Origin of the sequence: Mucilaginibacter sp. (genome assembly GCF_028287845.1) — a bacterium.
Classification (GTDB): domain Bacteria; phylum Bacteroidota; class Bacteroidia; order Sphingobacteriales; family Sphingobacteriaceae; genus Mucilaginibacter.
The window spans coordinates 1-20,821 of the sequence record NZ_JAQBOW010000104.1 but is presented as its reverse complement, the minus strand read 5'-3'; the positions used below and the strand labels follow the sequence as shown (position 1 = coordinate 20,821).

Annotated in this window: 23 protein-coding genes; 15 read left to right on the top strand and 8 right to left on the bottom strand. The window is 40.5% G+C overall.

The window, feature by feature from the left end; translation table 11 throughout:
* Nucleotides 1-21: 21 nt before the first annotated feature.
* On the bottom strand, nucleotides 22-1,212 hold the full coding sequence (gene kbl / locus JWP71_RS10350) for a glycine C-acetyltransferase (RefSeq protein WP_299499420.1): 1,191 nt from the start codon (nucleotides 1,210-1,212) through the stop codon (nucleotides 22-24).
* Nucleotides 1,213-1,337: 125 nt separating this feature from the next.
* Between kbl and JWP71_RS10345 the strand changes: the two genes are divergently transcribed.
* Both JWP71_RS10345 and JWP71_RS10340 read left to right on the top strand, forming a co-directional pair.
* Nucleotides 1,338-3,824, top strand: coding sequence for a DUF5686 and carboxypeptidase regulatory-like domain-containing protein (locus JWP71_RS10345; protein WP_299499418.1), 2,487 nt, complete (start codon nucleotides 1,338-1,340; stop codon nucleotides 3,822-3,824).
* A 201-nt stretch (nucleotides 3,825-4,025) separates the two neighbouring features.
* A complete protein-coding gene (locus JWP71_RS10340) occupies nucleotides 4,026-4,979 on the top strand; it encodes a rhodanese-related sulfurtransferase (protein WP_299499416.1) in 954 nt (317 codons plus the stop codon).
* Nucleotides 4,980-4,999: 20 nt separating this feature from the next.
* On the opposite strand, the gene crtD is transcribed toward JWP71_RS10340, so the two are convergent.
* The 3 genes from crtD to JWP71_RS10325 form a co-directional block, all read right to left on the bottom strand.
* Nucleotides 5,000-6,469 (bottom strand): 1-hydroxycarotenoid 3,4-desaturase CrtD, encoded by a 1,470-nt coding sequence (gene crtD, locus JWP71_RS10335; RefSeq protein WP_299499414.1) that lies wholly within the window; start codon nucleotides 6,467-6,469, stop codon nucleotides 5,000-5,002.
* A gap of 132 nt (nucleotides 6,470-6,601) precedes the next feature.
* Nucleotides 6,602-7,156: a type 1 glutamine amidotransferase domain-containing protein gene (locus JWP71_RS10330; RefSeq protein WP_299499412.1), complete on the bottom strand. Its 555-nt coding sequence runs from the start codon at nucleotides 7,154-7,156 to the stop codon at nucleotides 6,602-6,604.
* A 147-nt stretch (nucleotides 7,157-7,303) separates the two neighbouring features.
* On the bottom strand, nucleotides 7,304-8,314 hold the full coding sequence (locus tag JWP71_RS10325; protein WP_299499410.1) for an aspartate-semialdehyde dehydrogenase: 1,011 nt from the start codon (nucleotides 8,312-8,314) through the stop codon (nucleotides 7,304-7,306).
* A 270-nt stretch (nucleotides 8,315-8,584) separates the two neighbouring features.
* Here JWP71_RS10325 and JWP71_RS10320 point away from each other — a divergent pair, with 270 nt between their 5' ends.
* From JWP71_RS10320 to JWP71_RS10300, 5 genes are all read left to right on the top strand, one after another.
* Nucleotides 8,585-9,535, top strand: a complete 951-nt coding sequence (locus tag JWP71_RS10320) for an NAD-dependent epimerase/dehydratase family protein (RefSeq protein WP_299499408.1) — start codon at nucleotides 8,585-8,587, stop codon at nucleotides 9,533-9,535.
* 41 nt (nucleotides 9,536-9,576) lie between these two features.
* Nucleotides 9,577-9,714 carry a hypothetical protein gene (locus JWP71_RS10315; RefSeq protein ID WP_299499406.1) on the top strand — a complete coding sequence of 46 codons (138 nt, stop codon included), beginning with the start codon at nucleotides 9,577-9,579 and terminating at the stop codon, nucleotides 9,712-9,714.
* Between the two features lie 90 nt (nucleotides 9,715-9,804).
* A complete protein-coding gene (locus JWP71_RS10310) occupies nucleotides 9,805-10,530 on the top strand; it encodes a YebC/PmpR family DNA-binding transcriptional regulator (protein ID WP_299499404.1) in 726 nt (241 codons plus the stop codon).
* Nucleotides 10,531-10,631: 101 nt separating this feature from the next.
* Entirely contained in the window at nucleotides 10,632-10,850 is a 219-nt protein-coding gene (locus JWP71_RS10305; RefSeq protein WP_299499402.1) for a DUF2442 domain-containing protein, read from the top strand.
* A 3-nt stretch (nucleotides 10,851-10,853) separates the two neighbouring features.
* Nucleotides 10,854-11,486: a hypothetical protein gene (locus JWP71_RS10300; RefSeq protein ID WP_299499400.1), complete on the top strand. Its 633-nt coding sequence runs from the start codon at nucleotides 10,854-10,856 to the stop codon at nucleotides 11,484-11,486.
* Nucleotides 11,487-11,600: 114 nt separating this feature from the next.
* On the opposite strand, the gene JWP71_RS10295 is transcribed toward JWP71_RS10300, so the two are convergent.
* The 3 genes from JWP71_RS10295 to JWP71_RS10285 form a co-directional block, all read right to left on the bottom strand.
* Nucleotides 11,601-11,933 (bottom strand): MGMT family protein, encoded by a 333-nt coding sequence (locus JWP71_RS10295; protein WP_299499398.1) that lies wholly within the window; start codon nucleotides 11,931-11,933, stop codon nucleotides 11,601-11,603.
* 5 nt (nucleotides 11,934-11,938) lie between these two features.
* A complete protein-coding gene (gene trmB / locus JWP71_RS10290) occupies nucleotides 11,939-12,589 on the bottom strand; it encodes a tRNA (guanosine(46)-N7)-methyltransferase TrmB (protein ID WP_299499396.1) in 651 nt (216 codons plus the stop codon).
* Nucleotides 12,590-12,717: 128 nt separating this feature from the next.
* Nucleotides 12,718-13,527 carry an SDR family oxidoreductase gene (locus JWP71_RS10285; protein ID WP_299499393.1) on the bottom strand — a complete coding sequence of 270 codons (810 nt, stop codon included), beginning with the start codon at nucleotides 13,525-13,527 and terminating at the stop codon, nucleotides 12,718-12,720.
* A 165-nt stretch (nucleotides 13,528-13,692) separates the two neighbouring features.
* On the opposite strand from JWP71_RS10285, the gene aroE reads away from it, so the two are divergent.
* The 8 genes from aroE to JWP71_RS10245 all read left to right on the top strand — a co-directional run bounded on the left by aroE (nucleotide 13,693) and on the right by JWP71_RS10245 (nucleotide 19,459).
* A complete protein-coding gene (gene aroE / locus JWP71_RS10280; protein ID WP_299499390.1) occupies nucleotides 13,693-14,493 on the top strand; it encodes a shikimate dehydrogenase in 801 nt (266 codons plus the stop codon).
* A complete protein-coding gene (locus JWP71_RS10275) occupies nucleotides 14,466-15,086 on the top strand; it encodes a gliding motility lipoprotein GldD (RefSeq protein WP_299499387.1) in 621 nt (206 codons plus the stop codon). Before aroE ends, JWP71_RS10275 begins: the two co-directional genes overlap by 28 nt.
* 306 nt (nucleotides 15,087-15,392) lie before the next feature.
* Nucleotides 15,393-16,031: an MBL fold metallo-hydrolase gene (locus JWP71_RS10270; RefSeq protein ID WP_299499384.1), complete on the top strand. Its 639-nt coding sequence runs from the start codon at nucleotides 15,393-15,395 to the stop codon at nucleotides 16,029-16,031.
* 40 nt (nucleotides 16,032-16,071) lie between these two features.
* A complete protein-coding gene (locus tag JWP71_RS10265; protein WP_299499382.1) occupies nucleotides 16,072-17,298 on the top strand; it encodes an FtsX-like permease family protein in 1,227 nt (408 codons plus the stop codon).
* 9 nt (nucleotides 17,299-17,307) lie between these two features.
* Nucleotides 17,308-17,697: a hypothetical protein gene (locus tag JWP71_RS10260; RefSeq protein ID WP_299499380.1), complete on the top strand. Its 390-nt coding sequence runs from the start codon at nucleotides 17,308-17,310 to the stop codon at nucleotides 17,695-17,697.
* A 75-nt stretch (nucleotides 17,698-17,772) separates the two neighbouring features.
* Nucleotides 17,773-18,144: a 30S ribosome-binding factor RbfA gene (gene rbfA / locus JWP71_RS10255; protein WP_299499377.1), complete on the top strand. Its 372-nt coding sequence runs from the start codon at nucleotides 17,773-17,775 to the stop codon at nucleotides 18,142-18,144.
* A 177-nt stretch (nucleotides 18,145-18,321) separates the two neighbouring features.
* On the top strand, nucleotides 18,322-19,017 hold the full coding sequence (locus tag JWP71_RS10250) for a peptidoglycan DD-metalloendopeptidase family protein (protein WP_299499374.1): 696 nt from the start codon (nucleotides 18,322-18,324) through the stop codon (nucleotides 19,015-19,017).
* A 112-nt stretch (nucleotides 19,018-19,129) separates the two neighbouring features.
* Entirely contained in the window at nucleotides 19,130-19,459 is a 330-nt protein-coding gene (locus JWP71_RS10245) for a hypothetical protein (protein ID WP_299499371.1), read from the top strand.
* Nucleotides 19,460-19,588: 129 nt separating this feature from the next.
* Here JWP71_RS10245 and JWP71_RS10240 read toward each other — a convergent pair whose 3' ends face one another.
* Nucleotides 19,589-20,569 (bottom strand): acyl-ACP desaturase, encoded by a 981-nt coding sequence (locus JWP71_RS10240; protein WP_299499368.1) that lies wholly within the window; start codon nucleotides 20,567-20,569, stop codon nucleotides 19,589-19,591.
* Between the last annotated feature and the right edge of the window lie 252 nt (nucleotides 20,570-20,821).

The window sequence follows — 20,821 nt, the reverse complement described above, 5'->3', positions numbered from 1 at the left end:
AATATAAAAAATATGCACGTATTATTTAATCACTTTTAATTCTTTGCCCACCTTAGTAAACGCCGCAATTGCTTTATCCAAATGCTCTCGGCTATGCGCAGCAGATATCTGTACTCTTATACGTGCCTTACCCTGTGGCACTACCGGATAGTAAAAGCCTATTACATAAATACCTTCTTCCAGCATCCGGGCAGCAAACCCCTGGGCCAGCTTGGCATCATACAACATTACGGGTACTATGGGGTGCACGCCCGGTTTAATATCAAACCCGGCATCTGTCATCGCTTCGCGAAAGTATTGCGTATTGGTTTCCAGCTTATCGCGCAGTTGGGTAGTCTCGCTCAGCATATCCAATACAGCTATTGAGGCTCCTGTAATTGCCGGTGCTAGGGTATTAGAGAACAAATAGGGCCTTGAGCGCTGGCGCAGCATATCAATTATTTCTTTCCTGCCGGATGTAAACCCGCCTGATGCCCCACCCAATGCCTTACCCAACGTACCGGTTATGATATCTATCTTGCCCATTACGTTATGGTGCTCATGCGTGCCCCTGCCGGTTTTACCCATAAAGCCCGAGCAATGGCTCTCATCTATCATCACCAAAGCATTATACTGTTCTGCTAAAGCGCAGATCTTGTCCAATTGTGCAATGGTGCCATCCATAGAAAATGCACCATCGGTAACAATGACACGGTGACGGCAGCCTGCTGTTTCCTGTAGTTTGGCTTCCAGGTCGGCCATATCATCATGCTTGTAGCGCTGGCGCTGGGCCTTGCATAAGCGCACACCGTCGATGATGGACGCATGGTTCAATTCATCAGATATAATGGCATCCTGCTCATTAAAAAGGGGCTCAAACACACCGCCGTTAGCATCAAATGCAGCCGCATAAAGAATGGTGTCTTCTGTGCCTAAAAAGTCGGCTATCTTTTTCTCCAGTTCTTTATGTATATCCTGTGTTCCACAAATAAAACGGACGGACGACAAGCCGTAGCCGTGTGTATCCATTACCTTTTTAGCAGCTTCTATAACCCTTGCATCGCCGGATAGGCCCAGATAATTGTTGGCACAAAAGTTTATTACTTCCTGCCCGCCCTGTACAGTAATATCGGCACCCTGTGCAGAAGTTATTATTCTTTCTGTTTTATATAAACCTGCTTCTTGTATTGCTGCAAGCTCCTGTTGCAAAACGGGTTGTAGTGTGTTATACATAGCGATCTGTTAAGGTTGCAAAATTAAGCATTAACTGCCATTTAGCTTTAATATGGATGAGGTTTTAAATAATATTATTTGTTTGTGCAAACATTTTTGGCTTTAAAACATTAATTGTGAAATATATGAGGATACTTTTACTATCTGTTTTTATATTATCGGGTGCTTTTACATTTAAAGCATCAGCGCAGCAATTTGTTTTATCGGGCCATATTGCCGATCAAAAACATAACCCTATTGCATTCGCAGCAGTTTATATCCGTAACTCCACCTATGGCACCACCAGTAATGAGGAGGGTGCTTATAAATTCAAATTAGACCCCGGCACTTATAACGTTGTATACCGTTTTGTAGGCTATAAAGAGCGGGTAGAAAAAGTAACCATTACCGACCGTGACGTACTATTGAACCTGCAAATGGAGGATGATATTTTTCAATTACGGCAGGTTTCTGGTAAAGACAAAAAGGGGCGTGATACCGCGGCTATGGATATTATGCGCAAGGTTATTAATAAACGCGAATATCACCTGAACGAGATCAAATCATACTCATGTGTTGTTTATGTAAAAGGAGTACAAAAATTAACAAGCGCGCCCAAGGCTTTATTAAGGCAGGGGGTTGCAAAGGTCCTTGCCCTGGATACCAACGGACGTGGTATATTGTACCAGTCGGAATCAATATCAACTTTTAATTATGAGCGACCCAATAAGGTAAAAGAAGTCAATATATCTACCAGGATGGCCGGTATCACACCAACATTCAGCTACAATAAGGTTTCTGATCTACAGGGAAATTTTTATGAAAATATTTTTACCGTACATGGTTTAAGCAGCCGCGGATTTGTATCGCCGGTTGCTTCAAATGCATTTTCTTACTATCGTTTTAAATTAGTAGGGGTTTCGCAGATAAACGGGCAAACCATTGATAAAATTGAGCTACAGCCACGCAGGCAGCATGACCCGGTATTTCGCGGCAATATTTATATAGTTGAGGGCGATTGGCGCCTTTATAGCGTAGATCTGCAATTAACCAGCAAAGACAATGTTCTTAACCTGGTTGATACTATGAAGATAAGCCAGCAATACGTACCCATAAGGGATAGCACCTGGATGCCGGTTGCCATTGAATATGATTACAAGGGAACTGTATTAGGATTTAAATTTGAAGGCTATTACCTTGGCATTTATAACAACTATAAATTTAATGTAGAACCTCCCGGCTTTTATAATGGCGAGGTGCTACGAATTGATACCGCAGCAAACCTAAAAGACGCGGATTATTGGTACAATCATCGGCCCGTGCCCTTAACAGCCACCGAAACCAGAGATTTTCAGAAAAAAGATAGTATAGCCGCAGTGCAGAAAACAAAGCCCTACCTTGATTCTTTACATAAAAGCAAAAACAGGCTATTGGTAATCCCTTACACTGTATTTGGATTTACAGCAACCAGCCACGATCATAAAGACTCTTTATACGTTTACCCTTTTATACAAACCCTTTACTATAATACAGTTGAAGGATTAGGTTTAAATTTAAAAGTAAGATACACTAAAGTGCTTGACGATTTTAGGAAATACAGCATAACGCCTAATATACGCTACGGATGGGGCAATAAATTATTTAGCGCCAATGTGCACTCATCTTACACCTACGATCCGTTTCATGCCGGCGAATTCTTTTTAGATTTTGGTAATGACATACTCGACCTAAACAATGTAGGTACCCGCTCGCTATATTTTAATACACTGAGTACGCTGCTGAGCAATAACAACTATGTGAAATATTACCGGTCTGAGTATGGTAACCTGGGTTATAAACATGAATTAGCCAATGGGGTGTTGTGGACAGCCTTCCTATCCTATGCTAACCGTACACAGTTATTTAATACCTCTTACGGCCATATATTTACTTCTAAAACCAGGCGCTATACGTCTAACAATCCGCTTGCGCCAGAGACAGCACCGGCAGATGACAGCTCCATTCTGTTCCCGCAAAATCAGGCTTTTACTTTTAATACTTCGATTAACTTTACGTTTGATCAGCAATATATTACCCGCCCAACCGGTAAAATTTATATACCATCGCAATATCCAACTCTTACGGTAAATTACCGCAAAGCTATACCGGGAGTTTTTGGTTCGGATGCAAACTACGATTTTGCTTCGGTTGATATTTCTAAAGAGCATATCAGGCTGGGTTTAGCAGGTTATTCATCATTCAAACTTACGGGCGGAGATTTCTTTACCCATAAGACGTTATACTATATGGATTATAATCACTTTTTGGGTAACCAGGGAACTACTTTCGATCCTACTTACGTAGGTAGTTTTCACTTCCTGCCATTTTATACCTACAGTGCCAATGGCGGATACCTTGAGGCCCATTACCAACATAATTTTTCGGGGTTTATATTAAACCAGATACCTTTTATACGAAAATTTAAACTCGAAGAGATAATAGGCGCCAACTATCTTACCGAAAAAAACAACCCCAATTACTCTGAGTTTTATTTTGGTCTGCAACGCCTCATTTTCAGAATTGATTATGGTGTATCATACGCAGGTAATAAGAAATATATCCAGGGAATAAGGATATTTTACGGTATAAGGTAATTTTTAAAAATTGAAGATTAGAGGTTAAAGATTGGTTTGATAGTCCCTAAACGTAATATTTACATTAAAGCAGGTCGTACAGTGGAAGTAATATTTGACCATTACTAATACATTTTGCAAATCACTAATCTTTAATCTTCAATAACTAATCTTTATCTTTGCTCCTCATTTAACGCCGTTTGCAGCGGCATCAATGATTTTATGGGACAATACAACACATTACTTTACTATTGTTATTCGACAATAGCAGACGCGGAGCAATTTGCTGCCGATCATTTAAAATTTTGTAAAGATCTTAACCTTACCGGGCGCATAATTGTTGCCGAAGAAGGATTAAATGGTACCGTTTCGGGTGCTGCGGAATCATGTAAGACCTATATGGATACCCTGCATGCCGACCCGCGCTTTGTAAACATCGATTTTAAGGTTGACGAGGTTGATACGCCATCATTTGTAAAAATGCACGTGCGCTATAAATCAGAAATCGTACACTCGGGCCTGCGCGATCCACACATCATCAATCCCCAATTAAAAACCGGCAAACATTTAGAGCCGAAAGAGTTTTTGGAGATGAAAAATAATAAGGATGTGATTATTCTGGATGTACGTTCTAATTATGAGCACAATCTGGGCAAATTTAAAAATGCCATTACGTTGGATATCGAGAACTTTCGAGATTTCCCGGATAAGATAAACGAGCTTGCCCAATACAAAGACAAAAAGATAGTTACCTACTGCACCGGCGGCATTAAATGCGAGAAGGCATCGGCCCTGTTGCTGCATGAGGGTTTTACAGATGTTTATCAATTGCATGGTGGCATTATTAAATATGGTAAAGAAGCGGGCGGCGAGGATTTTGAAGGTAAATGTTATGTGTTTGACAATCGTTTATCTGTTGAGGTAAACAGCGTTAACCCGGTGGCAATATCAACCTGCTACAACTGCGGTAAAACCACCGAAAAAATGATCAACTGCGCTAACCCTGAATGCAATGAACACTTTACCCAATGCGACGAGTGCGGCACCGCCTTGGATGGCTGCTGTAGTGATTCCTGTAAAGAGCATCCGCGTAAACGGGTTTATGATGGTACGGGGTATTATGTAAAAGTGCCGCAACCGGTTAATATGAAAGCATCGAAGATAGCGTTGGCTTAATATGTCAATTGTCAAATCTGTTACAGCCCCTTGCTCACAATCTTAGCCGATAACAAACACAACGGTATCCCACCACCCGGATGCACGCTACCACCAACAAAATACAAATTCTTTATTTTTGATGACCGGTTACCATGGCGCATAAATGCGGCATATTTGCTATTAGAGCTGGTACCGTAAATCGATCCCTGGTAGGATGAAGTTTTACTCTCAATACCGCGCGGGTCAAGCACGCTTTCGCTGATAATTAGTTTACTTATATTTTCATTTAACAGGCTGGAAAGTTTAGCCAGTATATTTTGCCGGGCGCTATTAATTAAACCGTTCCAATCCTGCCCGGTATTGGCCGGGACGTTTATCATCACGAACCAATTCTCGCATCCCGGCGGCGCGTCCCTTGGTTTTAATTTGGAGGTGATATTAAGATAAATTGTTGGATCGTGATAAATAGATCTTTCTTTCCAGATATGATCAAATTCTGCTTTATAATCAGCACTGAAAAAAATGTTATGCAAATCAAGCTTGACGAACTTTTTATTTATCCCCCAGTAAAATATCAATGCCGAACTGCTACGCTCCTGCTGTAATATTTTTTTAGGATGAAGTTTTGGATAAGCACTTAACAATTTATTATAAGTGAACCAAATATCCATGTTCGATACAACTACATCAGCATTAATAACTTCGCCTTTTATTTTTATCCCTATAGCCTTTCTGCCCTTTAAAACAATCTCCTCAACGGTTGAATTATAATGAAATTTAACGCCCAATATTTTCGCCAGATAAACCAAATTTGTGACTATGCTATACATACCTTCTTTAGGGAAATAAGCCCCGTAATGCTGCTCTAAATGCGGAATTATATTTAACGTTGCCGGTGCCTGGTATGGGTTAGAACCGTTGTAGGTAGCATAGCGGTCATAAAACTGCACCATGCGCTCATCTTTAAATAAGTTTTGATTAGCCTGATACATGGTGCGTGAGGTGTCCAACTTACCTAAATTGAATAATGCCTTAAATCCTTCTTTGTTAAACAAGCTTTTTAAGCCGCTAAATGCCCTTTGCAGAAAAACAGGATCCGTCAGCTCATATATTTTAGCGCTGTTGGCTATTTGTTTTTCTATGGCTGAGGCAGGCTCGCCAATAACTGTGGTTACTTCCTTTTCAAATAAAGCCTTATCCGCGTAAGCGGTTAATTTGGTACCATCCTCGTAAAAGTATTTGCAGTTAATATCCAGCTTTTGATACTGAAAATAAGCTTGGGGTTCCTTTCCAGCCAGTTCAAACAGTTCATCAATATATTGGGGCATGGTAAGCAGGCTCGGCCCGGCATCAAAGCGGAAACCATCCTTTTCTATTTCGGCCAGTTTACCGCCGGGGGTAACATTAGCCTCAAAAACCTCAACCGCGTAGCCTTTAACAGCTAAACGAATAGCGGCTGCAATTCCGGCTATCCCTGCACCAATAATGACAGCTTTTTTGGATGACATGGTGCAAAGGTAAGAAATCTACCTCCTTATGTCATTTCGAACGAAGAGAGAAATCTATACATTGATAGGTAGACTAGCGCGTGTATAGATCTCTCCTTTCAGTCGAGATGACAAAAGTGTGGAGTTAAGAGCCTACACCCCGTGATGTACGCCTTCAGCAATTTCTTCAATCATTTTTTTGTTGAAGGCTGGCAAGTCTGCAGGCGTACGGCTAGTTACTAAGCCATTGTCAACAACAACTTCCTGGTCTATCCAGTGCGCTCCGGCATTTTTAAGATCGGTTCGTAATGATGGGAACGATGTTAGTGTGCGCCCATTTATCATGCCGGTTTCTATCAGCATTTGTGGCCCGTGGCAAATAGCCGCTACCGTCTTGCCCTCATCCAAAAATGCCGATACAAATGCAACCGCGTCTTTATTCTGTCTTAGTTTATCCGGGTTAAGTACACCGCCGGGTAACACCAGCGCGTCATAATCATCCGGACTAACCTCCCTTAGTTGTTTGTCTACGTTAACTTCAATGCCCCAGTCGGTTTCATTCCATGCCTTGACTTTCCCGCTCTTTGGCGATATCACATGTACCGTTATGCCAGCATCCTTTAACGCTTGCTGCGGACTGGTTAACTCCACCTGCTCAAATCCTTCTTCGGTAAGGATAGCTACTTTTTTATTACTTAAGCTTTCCATAATAGTTATAATTTAAGTTTTAACTCTATAAATACTACAGGCGGTTGAAAGGATGGTTTTGGGAAAGTTGAAATTACTATAAACAAAAAAAGGATAACCAACCGGCTATCCCTTTTAAATTGAAAACTAATCTCTAATCACCAATCTCTATTCACTAAGCACCGCCTGCCCTACTAAATGATTAGCTACCAAATACTCGGCAATTTGTACAGCATTGGTTGCCGCGCCTTTGCGCAGGTTGTCGCTCACTATCCAGCAATTTAGTGTATTTGCCTGGCTCTCATCCCTGCGGATACGGCCCACAAATACTTCGTCTTTATCGTGCGCGTCAAGCGGCATAGGATATTTAAGGTTTGCTACGTCGTCGGTAACAATTATGCCCGGCGATTTTGCTAATAGTTCTCTTACTTCTGCCAGGTCAAAATCATTGGCAAACTCAATGTTTACAGACTCTGAGTGACCGCCCATAACCGGTATACGCACGGTAGTAGCCGTAACACGGATGCTATCGTCGCCCATAATTTTATTGGTCTCTTTAACCATTTTCATTTCCTCTTTTGTGTACCCGTTCTCGGTAAATACATCAATATGAGGTAAAACGTTCAAGTCAATTTTATATGGGTATGCCATTGGGCCGTCAATACCATTACGCTCATTCATCAACTGATCTACCGCCTTAACGCCGGTACCGGTTACTGATTGGTAGGTTGAAACAACCACGCGTTTAATTTTATATTTATCGTGCAATGGTTTTAAAGCCACTACCATTTGTATGGTTGAGCAATTTGGGTTGGCAATAATTTTATCTTCGGGAGTTAGTACATCGGCATTAACTTCGGGCACAACCAATTTTTTGGTTGGGTCCATGCGCCATGCTGATGAATTATCAATTACCGTAGTACCTGCTGCCGCGAAAAGCGGAGCTTGCTCCAATGATGTGCTGCCACCTGCCGAAAATAAGGCAATGTCAGCCTTCTGTTTTATCGCGTCCTCAACAGAGATTACCTTATAAGCCTTACCCTTAAAAGTGATTTCCTTACCAACACTTTTTTCTGATGCGACTAATAATAATTCTGTAACGGGGAAGTTGCGTTCTGCCAGAACCTGCAACATTTTAGTGCCAACTAATCCTGTGGCACCTACAACTGCGATTTTCATTGTGTTTAATTTGTTTTTTTAATTGTAATGAAGCTTCCTTCGGAGGTTTCATTGTGTTTAATTTGTTTTTTAACGGTAATGAAGCTGCCTTACGGCGATCTTCATTTTTTTAAATTGTTAATTAATAATTTATTATATAACGCCAAATATCGGGATTTTTTTATTTACAGGTCTAAATTATTGTAAATGATGACTCATATTTGTATCTGTAGCAGGAAAAAGTCGTTCATTCGACCCAAATTTTTACCTTTGCTGCAACTGATGCTTAATATGAATGAAACAATAATGGTGATTGGCTCCAACGGGCAAATTGGTACCGAATTGGTAATGAACCTGCGCGCCAAATATGGCAACGACCGGGTGATAGCATCAGATATCCGCAATACAGATCATCCTATAATTAATGAAGGACCGTTTGAACTGGTTAACGTTTTAGATAAAGACAACCTGCATAAAGTATTCAAAAAACACCGTCCTACACAAGTTTATTTACTGGCAGCCATCCTATCAGCCGTAGGCGAACAAAAACCAAAACTGGCCTGGGACCTTAATATGACCGGCCTTATCCATATACTTGATTTTGCCGTTGAATTTAAAACTGCCAAAGTTTTCTGGCCAAGCTCTATCGCTGTTTTCGGGCCGCACTCGCCCAAGGAAAACACGCCGCAGTTTTGTATAATGGACCCAAATTCTGTTTACGGTTTTAGCAAACTGGCCGGCGAGCGCTGGTGCGAATATTACTTTACCAAATACGGTTTAGATGTACGCAGCATTCGTTATCCGGGCTTAATAGGCTGGCGATCTGAACCCGGCGGCGGCACTACCGATTATGCGGTAAATATTTTCCATGAGGCTTTGGCAAATGGCAAATATGAAAGCTTTCTTTCTGCTGATACCGCTTTGCCAATGATGTATATGGAAGATGCCATAAGGGCAACCCTATCATTAATGGATGCACCGGCTAAAAATTTAACCATTCGCTCATCTTACAACCTGGGCGGCATTAGTTTTACACCGGCGCAATTATCCGCAGAAATAAAAAAACATATCCCCAATTTTGAAATAAGTTATAGTGAACATGATCCACGGCAGGCAATTGCCGATAGCTGGCCAAAATCAATAGATGATACCTACGCGCAAAACGACTGGGGCTGGAAACAAAAATTTGACCTGAGCAGTATGACTGCCGATATATTGGAGAATTTAAAAAATAGCAAATAAACTTACTTCATTCTACGGGCTAATATTTATTATATTTGAATATGGCAAAGCAAGTTGTTATTGATGATATCATTGATGTATATAAATTTGCATCGGGCGAGTTGTTTGACTTTTTAAAGGACGAAGAAGACCTTTATACAGAAGCCGATTTAATAGCACCGTCGCAGTTACCCAAATAGGTAATAACCTTTCTGCGATAAATATCTAAAAACATAAACATTATATTTGTACCTCAAAATCCTGCCTAAATAAGGATTACTAACTATAATATGGGAAGAGCATTCGAATTCCGTAAAGAAAGAAAATTTAAGCGTTGGGCCAAAATGGCCGTACAGTTTACCCGTTTGGGTAAAGAAATAGTGATGGCCGTTAAAGCCGGTGGCGGTGATGTGAATACCAATTCGCGTTTGCGTACCGCGGTACAAAACTCTAAGGCGGTAAATATGCCTAAAGATCGCGTGGAAGCCGCTATTAAGCGCGCAACAAGCCGCGACGAGAAAGATTACGAAGAGCTGGTTTATGAGGGCTACGCCGCGCACGGTGTTGCCATACTGGTAGAAACAGCTACTGATAATATTAACCGTACCGTAGCTAATGTACGCAGCTACTTTACCAAATATAATGGCGCGCTGGGCAAAACCGGGTCGCTTGATTTTATTTTTACCCGTAAGTCTGTTTTTACATTTGTGCCCGGCGACCGCGACCTGGAAGAACTGGAATTTGAGCTGATAGATGCCGGCTTAGAAGATCTGTTTGTTGAAGCAGACGAGGAAGGAAACGATATAGCTGTATTACATACTGCTTTTGAAGATTTTGGCAAAATGCAAAAGACTTTAGAGGAGATGGGAATTGAAGTAAGATCGGCAAAATTAGAGCGTGTAGGACAGTCATTTAAAGAAGTGACCGAAGAGCAGGCTGTTGATGTATTAAAGCTGATAGACCGCTTAGAGGAAGATGATGACGTGCAGGCGGTGTATCATAATATGGCAGAGTAGATTTAGAGATTAGTTAATTGGTAATTAGAGATTAGTTGCCAATTTGCTATTCAAAATCAGGTAAATCCTCCAACCTAAAAATCAAAGTTCAGACAAAAACAATGCCGTTCTTCCATACACGTAAGCAGGAAAAGAAAGTTAAAGTAATATTTAACAATGGCTTGCTGTTTGTTGAAAGTGAGAATGGTAAACAACAGGCTTTCCCGTTGGAGTGGTTCCCGAAATTGTTAAACGCAAGCGATGAGGAACGAGAAGACTGGATGCAAACTGATAAAGGGATACATTTTAATAAACTAGATTTAGATATCACTACAAGCTAAACAATGACGTTCGAGGAGTTTTTTACAAAGAAGAGAATTGACCTGGCAGCCTTTAAACAAGCTGAGCCCGGCTTATTTTCTGAATTTAAAACACATTTCGAGCAAATGGGCGAAAAGAGTTTTGATCACACCAAAAAATACTGGTTCAATAAAATTCGCCGGCAATACAATTTACCACCCGAGGTAAAAACCGAAAAACCAAGAATTGAAAATCAGTTAGCCGAGCAAACGATAACTGAAAGTTTAGAAGAACTTGCAACGCCAAACGCTGGCTTTACACCACGATTTAAAGCTGCCGTACCACCTAAGCCTGAAGCTCGGGTTGAAGAACAGAAAGAGGAAATACCTGTTTCTGATAAACCAAGGGTTGGTTTTACGCCACGGTTTAAAGCCGGCGCTACAAAACCTGCCGAAGCGCCAATCGAAGAAAAGAAAGAAGAAGCACCAGCCGAAGAAAAACCAAAAGTTGGTTTTACGCCGAGGTTTAAGACTGGGGTTACTAAACCTGCCGAAACTGCTGATCCTGAAGAAAAGCAAGAAGAGACACCGGTTGAGGATAAGCCCAAGATCGGCTTCACACCGAGATTTAAGACAGGGGTTACTAAGCCTGCACCACCAAAATCACCAGAGGAATAATAATTATTTTTGTCATTCTGAGCATAGCGAAGAATCTTATATGCGCGATAAGTAAAACGCTAACCTATCAATTGTATAAGATTCTTCGCTATGCTCAGAATGACAATTTTATCTTTACAAAGCCAACTCCGCAGCCGGATCCCAAAACACGGTTTTAAAATCCTGCACCTGGTCGTCTTTTACTTTAACGCCTTCGGCCTCTAACAGCTGCTGCATAGTATCGCCACCAAAATGAAACTTTGCGGTTAACAGTCCCTGACGATTCACTACCCTATGCGCCGGTACAGGGGGTTGGGCTGCTCCGCAAGCCTGCATGGCATAACCCACCATTCGCGATGATCCTTTTGTACCCAAATAACTGGCAATAGCGCCGTATGAAGTTACCCTGCCCGCTGGTATTTGCCGGGCAACATCATAAACATTATCGTAAAAGTTATAATCGGGCATTGGGGTTATTGAAATGAGAATTTAAGGTAGTTAATATTTTTATTATCCTTTAAATATTTTTTCTCATAATAGGTTTTGATGGATAAAACCTCATCGGCATATTCAGAATGATAAAGATTCGCCGTATTAACATGCTCCTTTAATTTCCGTTCCTGAATTTTTTCTGCGGTGTAAGTATATAAGCCGTCGTTATCCGTTTTCAGGTTAACACAGCCGCCCGGTTTTAATAATTCAATGTATTTATTTAAAAATCTTGGAGAGGTTAAACGCTTTTTCTCGCGGCTCAATTGCGGTTGCGGATCAGGAAAAGTTATCCAAATTTCATCAACCTCGCCGGGGGCAAAATAATCTGTCAGGTTCTCTATTTGGATACGTAAAAATGCAACGTTATTTACCCCATCTTCTAATGCGGTTTTAGCGCCGCGCCATATACGGTTGCCTTTGTAATCTATCCCTATAAAATTTTTGTCAGGAAACAGTACTGCCAGGTTCACTGTATACTCACCTTTACCACAGGCCAGCTCAAGCACCACCGGATTATCATTTTTAAAAAAACCTTTGCTCCATTCGCCTTTGTAGGGCTTGCCCCCGTCCAGCTGCAAAACATTGCTAAAAGTTTCTATCTCTGCAAAGCGCCTTATTTTATCTTTTCCCACTGTTCAAAATAAAATGTCATTTCGAATGAGGTACGAGGAGAAATCTATACACCTGCTAATTTCGTTATGCAGGTGTATAGATTTCTCTCTTCGTTCGAAATGACAAAGAGTATTATTGTATAATTAAATTATTTTATCCCGTAATGATCGGCCATTAACCCCTCAAATATCCCACCTGGCAATACCTTCTTTAAAGTAACGGCTATGGTTTGCCCGATAGCACCTACCAAATACTGGTGCGCCGGACTTGATTTAGCAACTATTTTAACCAGTTGCTTACCAATAGCCGATGGATCGGCACCGGCATTTTCGTCTTTTTCTATACTGGTGATAGCGATGTCATAATTAGCCTTTAACTTAGCGTGATCTACCGTAAAAGGTATTTTTTCGCGGCTTCCGGTAAATTCTGTCTTAAAATCGCCGGGGTTAATGGTTACTATTTTAATGCCTGTTTTACGTAGTTCCATGCGCATACTTTCAGAATAGCCTTCTACAGCATATTTCGAGGCAACATACATGCTTTGGTATGGCAAGCCAAATAAACCGGCTAACGAACTTATGTTAACTACAATACCGCTGTTGTTTTTTAGCATCTCGGGTATAACCGTGCTGCACATACGTACCACACCAAAAAAGTTAACCTCGAATTGTTGCTTGGCCTTATCAACCGGCATAGCATACGCGGGGCCTGCAATACCGTTTCCGGCATTGTTTACCAAAACATCAATTTTCCCTTCGGCTTTTATAATTTTATCAACGGCGGCCTTTGCTGATGCATCGTCGGTTACGTCTAGTTCAATTAAATTAAAAGGTACGTTTACCTTTTTTGCAAGGTTACGTGTGGTGCCATAAACTGTGTGTCCTGCTTCGTGCAGGGCAGTAGCGCTGGCCAATCCAATACCTGATGAAGCTCCGGTTACAAGAATTACTTTTTTCATTTTTTAAAAAAGATAAATTAAATAGCTAAGGTTAAAGTGCTTCCAAATATAAATAAAGCGTGATAAATGGTGCGATTTTTATGTAATAATGTTAAATCAAAAAGATTATCCGGGCGTCTATATAAAAAATTTAAAATCCTCGTTGTTTGTTATTAATATTACAGCATGAAACAATATGGGCTTATCGGCTTTCCGCTTTCGCATTCTTTTTCAAAAAAATACTTCACCACAAAGTTTGCCGATGAAAATATTACCGACGCGGTATATGACCTTTATCCGTTAGAACATATAAAAGATTTGCAGGACCTCTTAGATGTTAATCCGCAATTATGCGGCCTTAATGTTACTGTTCCGCATAAAAAGAATGTATTAAAATACCTGGACTGGATAGAACATGATGCACGTGCGGCGGGCGCGGTAAATTGCATACGCATAAGCAAAGAAAGCCCGTTACTGGCAGCATTCTCTGGCGAGGTTGGCGTGGAGGGGCATGATTTTAGGCTGGAAGGCTTTAATACAGATATTTACGGCTTTGAAATGTCATTAAGGCCATTATTAAGAAATCAGCATACCGATGCCTTAATATTAGGCGATGGTGGCGCGGCACAAGCTGTTAAATGTGTCCTTGAAAACCTTGAAATTAACTTTAAAGTAGTTACCCGCAGTCCGCATCCTGGTAATTTGTTGTTTAAAGATCTGAAGCCGCATCATATAAAAAGCCATAAACTCATTATAAATACCACGCCGCTGGGTACGGCGCCAAAAATTGATGAATGTCCGCCAATACCTTACGAGGCAATAACTAACGAGCATTTATTGTACGATCTGATATATAATCCTGCAGAAACCCTATTTTTACAAAAAGGTGCAGAACAGGGTGCAACCTCTAAAAATGGCTACGAAATGCTGGTATTACAAGCCGAAAAATCATGGGAGATATGGACAGCGAAGGAGAAGTATCCATGAGAATATTTGCAATAATAATATTTGCCTTATTGTTTTTGGCCGCTTGCGGGGGCAATCATGATTATTCTCCAAAACCAAGGGGATATTACCGTATTGTATTGCCTAAAAAAGAATACCGGGAATATGTATCCAATTACCCCTTTACTTTTTTATATCCAAAGTATGCCGATATGGAGCTTGCCCCAAAAGGCAGGCTGCCAGGCAGTATACAAAAAATGGAATACTTATTAAATATGCAGTTTCCGCAGCTTAATGGCACGCTCCATTTAAGTTATGAACCACTTACGTCAAAAAAAGAATTTAATGAACTGGTTGAGGATGCCCGCAAACTGGCTTTTAAAAACACCGTAAAATCAAGCGGAATTGACCAGGGAAACATACGGTTTCCTGATCATAAAGTTTACGGTATTTATTATACTATTGATGGCAACGCGGCATCATCTGTACAGTTTTTTTTAACTGATAGTGCAAAAAACTATCTGCGTGGTGCATTGTATTTTAATACTGAACCTCGGCTTGATTCCATACAACCTGTGCTAAACTTTGTTAAGCAGGATATTGGTGTGATGATAAAAAGCTTTAGGTGGAAGTAGCAAAATGCAGATTGCGAAAATTCGAATACGGAATTAGTTAAATATTAATGATTTTAAAGCATTTGGTGATTAAATCGATATAGAAAATTAACTCCCCAGTGAAGTAAGCAAATGCAGCAATAGGCCTATACCGTTAAATGTTATTACTGTACTGTCCCACGTACACGTGGGTACACGTGGGTACACGTGGGACACTTGGGACACCGTGGGACAGTAAAAAGTTGTAATATTCTGAAAATCATCATATTAATAATTACAAATACTAACTATTAAATAAACATTCCGAATTTGAAATTAAATTAAGATATGGCTTCAGTAAAAGTATTCCCCAACAACCCCTTCAGCGAAAACACTTACATTTTATATGATGAAAGCGGCGAATGCGCCATCATTGATCCGGGTATGGATAATGCCGCCGAGCAAAATGTTGTTGTGAATTTCATTAAAGAGAATAATTTAAATCCTGTTTTACTGCTAAACACCCATTGCCATATAGACCATGTGCTGGGCAATAAATTTGTGTTTGATCAATACGGACTAAAACCAAAATTTAACAAAGGCGAACAGGATGTGCTGGATGCGGTTATCGCCTATGCTCCACAGTTTGGGATACGGTATGACCCCTCGCCCATGCCTGATGAATATTTGCCCGAAACAGGCACCGTTAGCTTTGGCAATACTACATTAAACTTAATCTATGCGCCAGGCCATTCTCCGGCTCATTTATGTTATCATGACCAGGAAGCTAATTACGTTATAGGCGGTGATGTATTATTTAGGGGTAGCATTGGCCGTACCGACCTGCCCGGCGGTAGTTTTGAACTGCTGATAAAAAACATCGAAGAAAAACTTTTTACCCTGCCTCATAGCTGCACCATCTATCCCGGTCATGGCCCCGAAACAACTATCGGGTTTGAAAAACAATCCAATCCATTTTTAACGTAGTTTTGCAGTGAGATAAAACTCATCATATACAACCCATAACTTGAATACTTCCATCTATATAGCTAAGCGGTACCTGTTTTCAAGTAAGAAAATGCATGCCATAAATATCATATCTGGTATATCTATGCTGGGCGTATTAATTGGCAGCGCGGCGTTAATTATTGTACTGTCGGCATTTAACGGGTTAGAAAAAGTAGTGCTTAATCTGTACAGTAACTTCTCGCCCGAATTGAGGATAGAGGCCCGCATGGGTAAAACGTTTGATCCTAACACACCTTATTTTAAATCGCTGCATAAGGATGCAAGGCTATTTTCCTATACAGATGTATTGCAGGAAAAAGTGCTCATTATGTATGGTAACAAATCATTTATATCAACCTTAAAAGGAGTGAGTGATGATTTTTTAAAAAATAACATGCTGGATAGTACCATACAAGATGGCTCATTCACTTTACATAGTGATGGCAGGCCAATGGCTGTTATTGGTGCAATTGTGCAAAATAACTTATCAGTTAATATTCGCGATGAGCAATCGCCATTGCAAATATATTCTCCGCGGCGCGGTACTGCTGTTTCTGTGAACCCCGCGGATGAGTTTATTACGCGCGGTATTTTATCATCGGGTGTATTTTCTATCCAGCAGGAATTTGATGACATAGTTGTAGTACCTATTGAATTTACCCGCGGGCTGCTTGATATACCGATTAAGGTTTCATCTATTGATCTTAATTATAACAAAGACACTAACCTTGATAATGTACAGACAGAAATACAGGATAAAATAGGTAATAACTTCACCGTGAAAAACCGCAAGGAGCAGGATACCGAATTATATAAAGTATTGGGTGGCGAACGGTTAAGTATATTTATGATTTTAACCTTTGTATTAACTATTGCCATATTTAATATTATCGGTACCTTAACCATGCTGGTTATTGATAAACGCAAGGATATTGCCGTTTTAACCAGCTTGGGCGCTGATAGGAATTTAATACAACGCATATTCTTTTTCGAGGGAATGATGATATCTGTAATTGGCTGTGTGGCTGGCCTTGCGCTTGGCTTCATATTTTGTATATTGCAACAACACTATGGCTTTATAAAGCTTGGCGAAAAAATGACAGTGGTTGATGCCTACCCCATTGCTATAAAATTAGCCGATTTTGGCGTAGTGTTTTTAACCGTTGCTGTTATTTCGGCAATTGCGTCGGGTATTAGCGCGCGGTTAAGTATAAAAGGATTGGATGATATTAAACAGGATTTATAATTTTGTTGGATGCGTATAACCAAACTCAAATACTTATTAGGTGTACTGATTGTTATCGGTATGTTTGCCTGTAAAAATAAGTCGGATAAAAAAGAGGCTGCGCATGTGTTTAAGGGACTGTATAGTTTAGGGCCCGAAGCCAAAATATTTAAAGATTGTGCCGACGGGCATGAATACTGGGTTACAGACAGCTCGAAGCAGCTAGAGTTAAAATACGGGCAGCTTGTGCCATTTGAAAAGCCCAACGAACCTGTTTACGTTGAAGCAGAAGGCAAGATCGTAACGTCTGACAAAAATGACGACGGGGGCCATAAAGGCGAGGAAGGTTATAACAATACACTTATAGTAACAAAAATAATAACTATTACTAAAGATATACCTAAAGGCTGCAAGCTATAGGGTAAAACTTTAACGTTATTAATATTAAATATTAAAATCAAACTCATTTGCCTGTTTGGCGTTAATTAAATCATTATGGAATCGAAACGTCAACAAAAATTTGCCGGAGTAATACAAGAGGACCTTGCCGCTATATTTCAGCGTGAAGGCATGAACTATTTACCAAATACTATGGTAACCATAACCAAAGTAAGGGTTACACCCGACCTGGCAATTGCAAGGGTGTTTTTAAGCTTTTTTAATAACACCAATACAACCCTTGCATTGCAAACTGTTAAATTACATGCTTCAGAGATCCGTTATAAGCTTGGTAGCCGCATAAAGGATCAGGTTAGGATAATACCACAACTGGAGTTTTTTATTGATGACACCAGCGAATATGTAGATCGTATGGACAAGATATTCGACAAAATACATCGCGAAGAAAAACAGCCGGACACTGAATAGCCGGCCCCTCTAAATCTCCCCCCGGGTAGGGGAAACTTCAAACACTTCACAAGCTTTCCAGTAGAGGCTTTTACGGTAAGGGGGACTTTTAGAGACTTTTCAACAGCTTTCCGGTAGAAAGCTTTTAAAAACTTAAACAATAAAGTCTCCCCTGCCGGGGGAGATTTAGAGGGGGCCATGGATGCATCTACCCGGTTAGCAGCATATATTAAAGCACACCCCGATGCTATTGGCAAGATAGTTGATTTTAATGCAGATACAGATCGCCTTTATCCCTTTGATTTTACCGCTGCCAATACCGAACTAAGCCTTGATATTGTTACAGACAGTGAGCAATTTAGCCGCTGGATAAATGCCAAACTCACGGCAAGCAATAGCCGTTATGGCATTGGTGGTTATATGGAGCACAGAACTATTTATGCCCGTAGCGCCCTGTTTGATGCCGGCAATGAACCGCGCCGTTTACATTTAGGCATTGATATTTGGAGTGATGCCGGCACACCTGTTTACTCGCCATTAAATGGCACTATACATAGCTTTCAGGACAATGATAATTTTGGCGATTATGGCCCCACCATCATTTTACAATATGATCTTGACGGTTTAATATTATATAGTCTTTACGGGCATTTAAGCCGCAAAAGTTTAGCCGGTTTAAGTACCGGACAAAGCGTCAGCAAAAATCAAAAAATTGCAGCACTCGGCCATATCAATGAAAACGGCCACTGGCCCCCACACCTGCATTTTCAACTGATGTTTGATATGGAAGGCAAAACAGGGGATTACCCTGGCGTTGGCCTGTATTCTGAAAAAGAAAAATATCTTAAAAATATTCCTGATCCGAATTTGATATTGGGATTTCTTGCAAAATAAATCTTGTCATTTCATCTTCAGAATTTTTCGAAATTTTACAACTCAGGATCACAGGTGGGTTGATATCTCCATCAGAAATAAAACAATACCTTTTTAGAATTGTAATTTATATATGAAAGTTATAACCCTGCATACACGTATCAATCCGGATAAATTACTGGCGCATTTAACACAAAATCTTAACCCGTTGTTTAGAGAACAAAGGCAGGAAGATATCGACTTTAAAATTGAGCGGGTAGGCGATGCTGTCGAAATTTCGCAGCCAGAAATGTATGATGGTGTACTGTTCCATTTAAAAATAAAAGGCAGGGAACTTTGGATAACTCGTAATGAACATTATGTGGATGATGTAAACTCACTCACAGTTGAATCCATATTAAATAGCTTGTTTGAAGACCTCACAGATGATATCAGGGGAGTGGATCTGGTTACCGAAGGATAAATTCCTCTCCAAACGGCGCAGCCTTCATGAACGCCTTAAAAACAAACATATTATAAATAATCTCCCCCGGACAGGAGAGACTTTAATTGCATAAAGCCCTCCTTTTGGGGGAAAGCTGGGTGGGGCTAATTATCCGTTTATCCAGCTGAATTTATACTCTAACATCGGATTTTTCATTCTTTCGGCAACGCGCAATAAACGGTCTGGCAGGTTAACAATATAATCGCGTGCCTTCTCGCCCGATTCATTCAGGTCGCCTATGCTTTCAATATGCCAGTCGGCTATAAGTTCTTTCAAAATATCCACATAGTCAACAGCGGTATAAATACCCAGCCGTTGTGCGGCATCAGTAAAGTGGCCAAAGGTTTGGCCTATTTTTAAACCTACTTCGCGTAAAAAGTGAGCAGGCATAACAATTTTCTTGCGCATCATATCCTCAAAAGCTAACATTGCCTCGTTAGGATCCACCTCAAAAATTTTCTCGATAAAATATTTATATGCTTTTGCGTGGCGCATTTCATCAGAAGCAATAACACCGCATATTTTTGACAATAACACATCGCCATCTTTTTTTGCCTGCGACGCTACCCTGCGGTGAGATACATTAGTGGCCAGCTCCTGGAAAGAAGTGTATATAAAGTTACGGTATGGATCATGACCGGTACCAATATCAAATCCGTCGGCAATTAAATATTGGGTGGATACCTCCATAGCGCGCATGTTAACACGGCCCGAAAGATATAAGTATTTGTTCAACAGATCGCCATGGCGATTCTCTTCGGCTGTCCATTGCCTGGTCCATTTCATCCAGCCGCCCTCTTCATTTTTTGATACGCCTTCAACCATAGTTAACCATGATTCATAGGTCGGTAAAGCTTCTTCAGTAATAGTATCGCCAATTAAAACAGCCATCAAATCGTATGACAGACCTTTGGCTGTTTCCTGCATGTCTTTAATTTCGCTGAAAAAAGTGTTACTTGTAGAATCCGGCAAAAAATCAGATGGTTGCCAGATGGTGTCGATGGGCTTAAGATATTCCTGCATTTTTTCAAGCATGAATTTCTCAATATGTGCCATTACTTCCTGCCTTTTTTCTTCAAAAAATATCATAATAATTGATTAATCAACAAATGTAATGATTTAAATACTTATATAACCATACCAATTTCAACCTTAGATATTGCAGCGATATTTCACCCGCCCGGACGGGTTAATTACCGGGTTAATTACCTAAGTGCCATAAAACAAGAAACCCCATGAACTTTAGTTCACAGGGTTTTCCTGATTTAAATTGGGCACCGACCTACTCTCCCACGTTTTACCGCAGTACCATCGGCTCTGGCGGGCTTGACTTCTCTGTTC